Here is an 8,933-nt window from a genome sequence, read left to right on the forward strand (position 1 = left end):
CCCGCACTACTTCATCGCGATCACGTGTTCCACAAACTGATCGACGGCGATGTTAGTACCCTCGTAAAAGCCCGACGTCTTGTTCGTCTCGAGGTCCGCTTCGTTCCGGTGCAGCGCGGTGAAGACGTATCGAGTACCAGCTCCAACGGTTTCCATCGTAACGATGGCGGTGATTGGAACATCGTCAAAGACGGCCGGGCGATAGCCAGGGAACAGCATTGAGGTCCAGGCGAGCCGCACCATCGGAACAACGTCCAGAAAACACCCGAGGTTGGGAACGTCGGGACCGTCGGTCACTGCGATGTCGATACTGAAGATGCCGCCCGGTCGCACGTCCATTTCGGCGCGCGACACACGACCCCAAGGCTTCGGCATGTACCACTCCTTGAGATGCTCCGGCTTCGTCAACGCTTCCCACACGAGTCGCACGGGCGCGTCGATGAACCGCTCGATCGCGAAATCGAGTTTCGGATTGAAGGTGAACTGCTCGCTCATGACTCTGATTCCTTCTCTTTGAGTTGTTTGACGTACTGGTCGAACCGGTCGAGTCGAGCTTCCCACACCTGACGACGGGCGGTCAGCCAGTCTTCAACGACCTTGAAGCGTTCGGGTGCGATCTCGTACGTCCGCACCCGTCCGCGCTTCTTGGACTTCACCAGCCGGCTCCGCTCGAGCACCGAGAGGTGCTGCACGAATGACGGGAGCTGCATGTCGAACGGTGCCGCCAGTTCACTGACGGTGGCCGGTCCACCGGACAGTTGCTCCAGCACTTTCCGCCGAGTCGGATTGGACAGGGCGTGAAAAACGACGTCAGCGACTGCGGATTGGACCATTCCGACACCATCCGATTGCTTGGGTTACGCGACCTGACGGGAGGACTTTACTGTCGCGGAATACTTTTGTAAATACCTAAGTATTGTTCACCTCGGAAGACGGCGGCAAAGGCACCGAGGTCGAAACCGGATCTCGGAGCCTGCCAGCTTACGCCTTTCTCGTAGTGCGTGTCGATTTTGCCAAGCCTCGTTCGACGTGTTAGTGAGGCCGCGAAGCAGCGCCACCGTCGCAACCGAATTCAGGAGAGAACAATGCGCTTCATGATCATTGGTAGAGCAACGAAGGAATCCGAGGCAGGCATTCTGCCAAAGCCGGAACAGTTCGAAGCGATGGGCAAATACAACGAAGAGCTCGTGAAGGCTGGCGTCCTCCTCGCCGCTGAAGGGCTCTCCGCAAGTTCGAAGGGCGCGCGCGTGAAGTTCGACGGCGACAAACGCACCGTCATCGATGGACCGTTCACCGAGTCGAAGGAACTCATTGCGGGCTTCACGATCATTCAGGTGAAGTCGTTGGCGGAAGCGATCGAGTGGGTGAAGCGCGCACCGAACCTGTCTTCGAACGGCGAGATGGAGGTCGAGATCCGCAAAGTGATGGACCTCGAGGATTTCGGTGCCGATTTCGCGCCGAATCCAGAAATCGCGAAGGTGAAGTTCAAGTAGACGCTAGCTCGCACCTCACATTCTCACTGGAGCTAGCACGAATGCAGCTACGATCCGCTCTCTTCGCCCTTTCGATTGTGGCGACCGACGCGTTCGCGCAGGCCGCACCAGCGTCGCCGGACTACTCTAGTCCGTCGACCTGGCTCTGTCGTCCCGACCGACTCGCAGCGTGCGATGTTGATCTTTCCACCACTGTCCTCGATCGAGATGGGCGGTCAACCGTCGAGCGCACGCGGCTGGATCCCAAGGCTCCGGTGGATTGCTTCTACGTATATCCCACGGTGTCGACGGACACGGCGACGTTCAGCGATCTCATACCGGACGCCGCGGAGCGAAACGTCGCGCGCTTGCAGTTGGCGCGGTTTGGTACGAAGTGTCGACTGTTCGCGCCCGTGTACCGGCAACTCACGCTCGCGGCTATGGGTCGTGCGAACGCCGCCGGGATCGCGTCACCCGATTTCTTGGGGCTGGGTTACCAAGACATCCGCGCAGCGTGGCGCTACTATCTCGCCCACGACAACGACGGCCGCGGCGTGGTGTTGATCGGGCATTCGCAGGGCACCAGCGTTCTCGCGGAATTGATCCGCCGAGAGATCGAGGGCACGCCGATGCAGTCACGCATCGTCTCGGCGTTACTCATCGGCGGACCGGGAGGAATCCTCGTGCCTCACGGGCGGGACGTGGGCGGCACCTTTGCGCACATGCCGCTCTGTCGCACTCCAACGCAGACCGGTTGCATCGTGGCGTACTCATCATTTCGCGCCACCGCTCCACCGGCGGCGACAACGCCCTTCGGGCCGCCGACTAACTCGACGCTCGTCGCCGCATGCACCAATCCCGCGGCGCTCGGCGGCGGCGAGGCTGCCCTCAGCGGCTACTTCGACGCAACGGGAGCGACTGCGCTCCCGATGGGGCCGTCAATTCCGTGGACCGTTGGCGGAAAACCTATCGCGACGCCGATGGTGCGCGTGGTCGGGCTATTGAAGGCGAAGTGCAAATCCAACGCGTTCGCCTCATACCTCGAGGTGTCGGTCGAGCGCGGTCCTGGCAGTCCGGCAAGCCGTGACATCCAAGGTGATTTGGCGGAGGGACTCGGCCTACACTTGGTCGACATGGACGTGGCCATGGGCGATCTGATCGATCTCGTCGCCCAACAAGCCAAGAGCTATCTCGGCAGCGCCCGTCGACGCTAACCGTATATCCAACATAGAAACTCAAATGAGACAACTAAAAATCGTCGAACACATCTCGCTGGACGGCGTGATCCAGCACTCGGCGGATGACGACGATTTTGCGTACAGTAACTGGACCGGGCCCTATCGGACTCCCGCCGGCCGCGACGCCATGCTTGCCGTATATGGCGAGCGTTTCGATCTACTGCTTGGCCGTCGCACCTATGACATCTGGTCAGGCTTCTGGCCGACCGCGCCGAGCAGTCCGATGGCGGACGGTATCAATGCGGCAACGAAATTTGTCGCTACCCACCGCCCCAACAGCCTCGAATGGGGACCGTTCGAGGCTGTTGGGCCGGACATCATCGAGGGTGTTCGCCGCCTCAAGTCGCAGAACGGCCCGGACCTCATCCTATCGGGCAGCTCTTCGCTGACGTCGACGCTACTCGAGCATGGGATCGCGGATGAAGTCCTGTTGGCCGTCTATCCGGTTCTGCTGGGGACAGGCAAGCGCTTTTTCGCGGAGGGAACTCCGCCACGTTCGTTCGACCTTGTGAGCACGAGACCGTTCGCGTCTGGCGTGGTGTTCAACACGTACAAGGTTGCCGGGCCTTTGAAGACCGAGTAGCTCAGCGACGCGACCGTCGTCTAGTCGGCGCTCGGCGGTCCCTCGCCGTTATCCAGCGGACGCAGCTCGCACGTGCAGTCGAACTCGGGCCAGTGCACGCGGTGCAGCTCCATGAACTTCGTCGCGAGTTCCATCGCTTCGGCATGCGAGGGAACCTCGACCAGCGCGTAGCCGCCAACGATCTCCTTGGCCTCCGTGAACGGCCCATCGACGAATGTCAGCTTTCCGCGATTGGAACGGATTCGGGTCGCGTTCTTCGTCGGCTTGAGCCCCGCGGTGTCGATGAGTCGACCGCTCTTCATCTCCGTGCCGACGAACTCACCGATCGCGTCGGACAGTGCCTGAGATGGGGTAAGGCCCGGGGCGAGCTCGTCGTGCTGAATGAACATCATGTATCGCATGGCTGGACTCCTCTGGTGTCGGTCGAAGGGCTGCTTCTACATACACGTCGAGCGATGCGGCCGGAATTCGACAAATCGCCTAATTTTCTTTGGCTGCACGTGCTTGCCGTCCGGCCGCGGCCGCTTAGTTGATCTTCTGCTCCCTTTGGGTGAACAGCCATGTCCGAGCGACGATACGGCGACGAGGAAGTCCGCGAGATTTTCAGTCTTGCGACGACGGGCGGCACTCGCGATCAATCGTTGCCAGCGGACTCCGGCGGGATGACACTGGATGAGCTCCAGCGCATTGGTCAGGAGGCCGGCATCGAGCCGGCGCGAGTTGCGCAGGCCGCGGCGACGCTCGCTGCCCGCGGGAAGCCAGCGTCCGTGCGCCGCGCGCTCGGATTGCCAATCGGAGTGGCTCGCGTCGTCGAGCTTCCGCGTGCACCGACGGATCGGGAGTGGGAGCAACTGATTTCTGAATTCCGGACGGTGTTTGGCGCGCAGGGCCGCGCGTCGACTTCCGGCGGGCTTCGCGAATGGTCTCATGGCGACCTGCACATCTCTGTCGAGCCGACGGCGCATGGTGAGCAACTTCGCCTTAGCCATTTAAAGACAGACGCCGTGGCCCTCAACGGATTTGGATTCCTGACGGGCGGAATGTCAGTGCTCATGGGTGCAGTGGTCGCCGCCGCCGGTAAGCCGGAAAAAGCACTCGCGGTGTTCGCCATGTTCGGCGGCATGGCGCTCGCCGCTTTTGGAACGAATTTACTTCGGCTGCCGCGGTGGGCGCGGGAGCGTGGCGGACAGATGGAGGCGGTTGCCGAGCATGCGGTCAAGCTGCTCTCTAAACCATAGGTTGATTCTACTCTACTCATAGCGATACTCTTACGTCATGCGGCCGCTTCGGTATTCCATCAACGTCACGTTGGACGGGTGTTGCGATCATCGTGTCATGATCGCGGATGACGACTTGCATCGTCACGCGGTCGAGAACCTCACTCGGGCCGATGCCCTCCTTTTTGGGCGGGTGACCTACGAAATGATGGAAGCGGCGTGGCGAGGACCGGTGCCATCGGAGGCGCGCCCTGAATGGATGGAGCCCTTCGCGCGGACAATCGACGCAGCAAAGAAATACGTCGTGTCGAGCACTCTGGACCGCGTCGATTGGAATGCGGAACTCGTGCGCGGAGATCTGGGTGAAGCCGTTCATGCGCTCAAGCGGCAGTCCGGAAGGGGGTTGCTCGTCGGAGGCGTGACGCTTCCCCGGGCGTTGGCGGAGCTGGGGCTGATCGATGAGTACGAGTTTGTGGTGCACCCGAGAATCGCTGGCCATGGGCCGACGTTGTTCGCCGGGCTATCGAAGCTGGTCGACTTGAAGCTCGTGAATCGTTTGGAGTTTGGCTCGGGCGCGGTGGCGATGCGCTATGAGCCGAGGCGGTAACGATCGTGCGTACGGGCCGGCGGCGAGAACGCATCTAGTTCCATTCAACGGAGGTGCTTCATGAACTTCGGTGGCAATCTTGGCGGTCTCGAATGGCTGTTGCTTCTGATTGCATGGGGACTTCCCGTCTTGGTCGCGGTCTGGTTCATTCGCACGATGTCTTCGATCGCCAGATCTCTGCGCGATATCGTCACACGACTCGAATTGCTCGAGCGAGCCGTTCGGGACGGCGCCCACTCGCGCGGCCTTTAACGCACGCCGTTAAGGATTGCGTATGGATGTGAATTCCACTTCGCCGATCGCTTACCACACGCGCCGCGGTCTCCGATGGCAGATATTCGGCCTCGTCGCGACCTTGACCACCGCGACACTCGCGTCGCTCGCGTCGCGAGCTACTCCGTTCTCCGCAGTGGTCGTGGTCATGTGTGGACTTGGTCTTGTCACGGCCGCACGCAGCCTTCGAGCTGCGGGCCAGTTGCTGCAGCTGGTGGAACCTCCGCCACCCAGATGGCTTTCGTGGCTGGTACCACTCGCTTTTGTCGCCGGTCCGCTAACGTCCGCGGTAGGCCTGTGGCTGATGTTCCAGTCTCGGCATCCGGTGTCGTAACGGACGGCGCCGTTGACGGTTGGCGGCATTAGTCTGCACCAGAGGCATTTCTCTCACCATCATCGCGCCTCGGAGTTCACATGAAACGAGTTACCGGCATTGGCGGAATTTTCTTCAAGGCCAAAGACGCGCCATCGCTACAGGCTTGGTACAAGCAACACTTGGGAATTGATGTCCAAGTCTGGGGCGGAGCTGCCTTCACTTGGGCCGACGCCGACGGCAAGCCAATCGCGGGTACGACGGCATGGTCTATCGGTCCGCAAGAAAGCAATCAGTTCGCGCCAAGCTCCGCTTCCTTCATGGTCAACTATCGAGTGGACGACCTCCACGCGTTGATCAAGGCTTTGAAGGATGAAGGCTGCAACGTGCTCGAAAAGATCGACGACTCCGAATACGGAAAGTTTGGATGGGTGATCGATCCAGAAGGGAACAAGGTCGAGCTATGGCAGCCGCCTGAGGGCCAATGAGCACGCCCATCTTCGCACGGAAGGACAGCGTTTGCTGAATCCTCGTTGATGCCGATTCCGAGCGTACTGGTCTCGACGTGGGACGACGGGTTGTTCGTGGTCAACGGCCAGACCAAGCATCAGGAGTTCGCCAATCGGTCGGTGAGAGGCCTCGCGCCGGACGGAAAGGGCGGTGCGCTCTTCATTGTCGGAGGTCACTCGTTGTGTAGGCGAACTCCCGACGGGACGATCACCGCGCTCGCGACGAGTGAGCTCGATCTGGCGTGCTGCATGACAGTGGGTGATGTCATCTATGCCGGTACCGACGATGCGCGGTTACTCCGCTTTGCTCCGAGCGGCGGCTTCGAAACACTCCGCGGCTTCGAGGTCGTTGCGGGGCGGGATGCTTGGTACGCTGGGGCCGCGCTCATCGACGGGCGATTGGTCGGCCCTCCGCTCGGAGTGCGCTCGATGACCGCAACCTCGGATGGAGCCGTGCTTCTCGTCAACGTTCACGTCGGAGGCATACCGCGGTCCGCGGATGGTGGCGCGTCGTGGCAGCCCACGATCGACATCCACCATGACGTTCACGATGTGTGCGCCCATCCGACGCGCCCTGGGCTCGTCGCTGCTGCGGCGGCAGACGGACTGTGTCTCTCGCGCGACGGCGGCGCAACATGGACCACGGAACACGCCGGGCTCCACGCGTCATACTGCTCGGCGGTCGCCTTTTTCGGCGACGATGTTGTCGTGGCCGCGTCGACGAATCACTTTGCGTCGGAGGGAGCCGTGTATCGACGTGCCGTGGATCGTAACGACGAGTTGACGCCCGTCGAGTCCGGACTTCCGAGGTGGACCAACGGAATCGTCGACAGCGGCTGTATTCACGTACGCAGCTCGATAGCTGCATTGGTCGATCGAGCCGGTCGCATGTATATGTCAACCGATATCGGTGGGACCTGGTCCTGTGTGATGAATGATTTGCCCATTGCCAGCAGTGTTCTAGTGTGCTGATCGACATGACAGTTGCGCAAAGCACCGGTCGACTTGTTCGCGGCGCACGGGTCACGATCGGATTGAGTCTTGGAGGTGGAGTCGTCGGCGCCCTCTGCGCGACTGCGGCGGTCACTGCGATTGCCGCTATGTCGGGCGGTCCCAGCGCCGTCCTTTCAAGAGAACTCAAGGACATTCTCGGAGTCACTGCTGGCTTCGGCGCGTTTGTCGGCATGATCGGCGCTCCGGCAGTGGGCTGGGGACTACTTCGACGTGTGCCGCTTGGTCAGGCGATCGCGTACACGGCACTCGGGACAGTCTTCGGGGCCATCGTCGGCGAAGTCACTCGTCCGCTGAATCCATACGCGCGTGTGATTCCTGGCGTCCTAGTCGGAGCCATCATCGGTTTTGTTGTTGCCGGAATTCTGGTTCGCTTTCGCACCCGCATCACTTCGGCAGCTGTCGCGAGCCCTCCGTGACTTCGCTTAAACTCTCCGCGATCCCTTATCGTCGTACCCACTGATGCGCGACTTCGCCAATCCCCCAAAGGTGTCTCGCTTGTCGTTTGATAGGCTGAACCGCTTCCTCGTTATCGCCAGTGTGGCGCAGGTTGCTGCCGCATTCACGCCGGCGGCACACGTCCGGATCCTCGGGAATATTCCTTTCGTACGCCTGCCAAACGCAGGGGTCGCATTCGTTGTCCTCGGCCTGCTCACCGCCCTCATCGCGCTTCGGCCGCGCGGGTGGTGGCGATGGGTCCCGGGCGTCGCCTCGATCATTCTGCTGAGTGTGGTGTACGCACGACTGCGCTGGGCACCGTCCGGCGGCTTCTTCGATCCGGTGCTACGACGAGCGGTTGGGCCGACGTGGGGTTTCATCCCGATGACACTCGCCGCGCTGCTCGCTCTGGCTGCGGCCATAAGCGTTGGATTCGAGCCTCGATCGCTCCCGAACAACCGGCTCGACGACAACTACAATCCGATGAGCAGTTCTTGAAAGCTGGTCGATTCGTGAGCGTTCTTATATAATCCGTCGCACCTGTCGTTCTTCAACTAGCGAGACTCACGCGTGCCGCACCGCGCCGAATGGGCCAAGATGCCGACGCCAGAGGAACGCGCAGCCGAGCTACTCGCGGCTGAACGCGACGTCGCGCGCGACATCCGGTGGGGGTACGCGCTGGCGATCCTCGGTTGTTTGGTGTCGCTCGTCGCTGGTCTCGCACTCGTCGGTTGGGCGCTGCACACCACCGACTCGCAGTGGGGTCAGATTGCTTTCCTCAGCGGGCTTCTTGTTGGCTACTCCGGCATCACGCTCACGCTCGCACGGTTCTATCTGCGCGGCGAGGCTGCGGGCTGGTGGTAGGCCCGCGCGCGGCATCGACTACCTAGGAGGCAGACTTCCGCGATGACGTTCTCCGGCAACAACGAGCTCGCGCTCCATGTCGCAGATCCTAGCGCCGCCGAGTCTTTCTACACACGCATCCTCGGCTGCGAGGTGGTGAGCCGAACACCAGACTGCATCGCGCTCACCAATGGCGCGCTCCGGCTATATCTGCTGCGCGATCCGGTTCCGACGCACGATGCCGTCGTCCCGTCCTTCGACGTCCCAAATCGAGTCGCCGCGCTCGCCGGACTTCAGGCTGCGGGGTGTACACTCGTTCCGATTGGGCCGCATGCGCCGGGCGAATTCTACGTCCGAGATCCGCATGGTATCATCTTCGACGTCATCGAACGTGTCGGCGACGATGTTTAGAAGCGCGCGAACCCCTAG

The 8,933-nt window shown here is 61.4% G+C and carries 15 protein-coding genes; 12 read left to right on the forward strand and 3 right to left on the reverse strand.

Going from position 1 to position 8,933, the window contains the following annotated elements:
• Positions 1–6: 6 nt before the first annotated feature.
• Both AC6H4Z_RS03280 and AC6H4Z_RS03285 read right to left on the reverse strand, forming a co-directional pair.
• A complete protein-coding gene (locus tag AC6H4Z_RS03280; protein WP_497545312.1) occupies positions 7–495 on the reverse strand; it encodes an SRPBCC family protein in 489 nt (162 codons plus the stop codon).
• Positions 492–833 carry an ArsR/SmtB family transcription factor gene (locus AC6H4Z_RS03285; RefSeq protein ID WP_497545313.1) on the reverse strand — a complete coding sequence of 114 codons (342 nt, stop codon included), beginning with the start codon at positions 831–833 and terminating at the stop codon, positions 492–494. The genes AC6H4Z_RS03280 and AC6H4Z_RS03285 overlap by 4 nt, the downstream gene beginning before the upstream one ends.
• Positions 834–1,085: 252 nt before the next feature.
• Between AC6H4Z_RS03285 and AC6H4Z_RS03290 the strand changes: the two genes are divergently transcribed.
• From AC6H4Z_RS03290 to AC6H4Z_RS03300, 3 genes are read left to right on the forward strand one after another with little or no spacing between them, the layout of a single operon-like run.
• A complete protein-coding gene (locus AC6H4Z_RS03290) occupies positions 1,086–1,493 on the forward strand; it encodes a YciI family protein (RefSeq protein WP_497545314.1) in 408 nt (135 codons plus the stop codon).
• 41 nt (positions 1,494–1,534) lie between these two features.
• The gene (locus tag AC6H4Z_RS03295; RefSeq protein WP_497545315.1) at positions 1,535–2,686 is read left to right on the forward strand and encodes a DUF3089 domain-containing protein; all 1,152 of its coding nucleotides are present in this window, start codon (positions 1,535–1,537) and stop codon (positions 2,684–2,686) included.
• 25 nt (positions 2,687–2,711) lie between these two features.
• Positions 2,712–3,293, forward strand: coding sequence for a dihydrofolate reductase family protein (locus AC6H4Z_RS03300; RefSeq protein WP_497545316.1), 582 nt, complete (start codon positions 2,712–2,714; stop codon positions 3,291–3,293).
• 20 nt (positions 3,294–3,313) lie between these two features.
• On the opposite strand, the gene AC6H4Z_RS03305 is transcribed toward AC6H4Z_RS03300, so the two are convergent.
• Positions 3,314–3,694, reverse strand: a complete 381-nt coding sequence (locus AC6H4Z_RS03305) for a YciI family protein (RefSeq protein WP_497545317.1) — start codon at positions 3,692–3,694, stop codon at positions 3,314–3,316.
• A 159-nt stretch (positions 3,695–3,853) separates the two neighbouring features.
• Here AC6H4Z_RS03305 and AC6H4Z_RS03310 point away from each other — a divergent pair, with 159 nt between their 5' ends.
• The 9 genes from AC6H4Z_RS03310 (at position 3,854) to AC6H4Z_RS03350 (ending at position 8,915) form a co-directional block, all read left to right on the forward strand.
• The gene (locus tag AC6H4Z_RS03310) at positions 3,854–4,531 is read left to right on the forward strand and encodes a hypothetical protein (RefSeq protein ID WP_497545318.1); all 678 of its coding nucleotides are present in this window, start codon (positions 3,854–3,856) and stop codon (positions 4,529–4,531) included.
• A gap of 37 nt (positions 4,532–4,568) precedes the next feature.
• Complete coding sequence (locus AC6H4Z_RS03315; RefSeq protein ID WP_497545319.1) at positions 4,569–5,117, forward strand: dihydrofolate reductase family protein; 549 nt, start codon at positions 4,569–4,571, stop codon at positions 5,115–5,117.
• 60 nt (positions 5,118–5,177) lie between these two features.
• Complete coding sequence (locus AC6H4Z_RS03320; RefSeq protein ID WP_497545320.1) at positions 5,178–5,369, forward strand: hypothetical protein; 192 nt, start codon at positions 5,178–5,180, stop codon at positions 5,367–5,369.
• Between the two features lie 435 nt (positions 5,370–5,804).
• A complete protein-coding gene (locus tag AC6H4Z_RS03325) occupies positions 5,805–6,191 on the forward strand; it encodes a VOC family protein (protein ID WP_497545321.1) in 387 nt (128 codons plus the stop codon).
• Between the two features lie 48 nt (positions 6,192–6,239).
• The gene (locus AC6H4Z_RS03330) at positions 6,240–7,184 is read left to right on the forward strand and encodes a sialidase family protein (protein ID WP_497545322.1); all 945 of its coding nucleotides are present in this window, start codon (positions 6,240–6,242) and stop codon (positions 7,182–7,184) included.
• A gap of 5 nt (positions 7,185–7,189) precedes the next feature.
• Positions 7,190–7,642 carry a hypothetical protein gene (locus AC6H4Z_RS03335; RefSeq protein WP_497545323.1) on the forward strand — a complete coding sequence of 151 codons (453 nt, stop codon included), beginning with the start codon at positions 7,190–7,192 and terminating at the stop codon, positions 7,640–7,642.
• Positions 7,643–7,721: 79 nt separating this feature from the next.
• Entirely contained in the window at positions 7,722–8,159 is a 438-nt protein-coding gene (locus AC6H4Z_RS03340) for a hypothetical protein (RefSeq protein WP_497545324.1), read from the forward strand.
• Positions 8,160–8,231: 72 nt separating this feature from the next.
• The gene (locus AC6H4Z_RS03345; protein WP_497545325.1) at positions 8,232–8,525 is read left to right on the forward strand and encodes a hypothetical protein; all 294 of its coding nucleotides are present in this window, start codon (positions 8,232–8,234) and stop codon (positions 8,523–8,525) included.
• A gap of 42 nt (positions 8,526–8,567) precedes the next feature.
• The gene (locus tag AC6H4Z_RS03350; RefSeq protein ID WP_497545326.1) at positions 8,568–8,915 is read left to right on the forward strand and encodes a VOC family protein; all 348 of its coding nucleotides are present in this window, start codon (positions 8,568–8,570) and stop codon (positions 8,913–8,915) included.
• Positions 8,916–8,933 lie beyond the last annotated feature (18 nt).

The sequence above is a fragment of the Leucogemmata humicola genome (assembly GCF_055379415.1).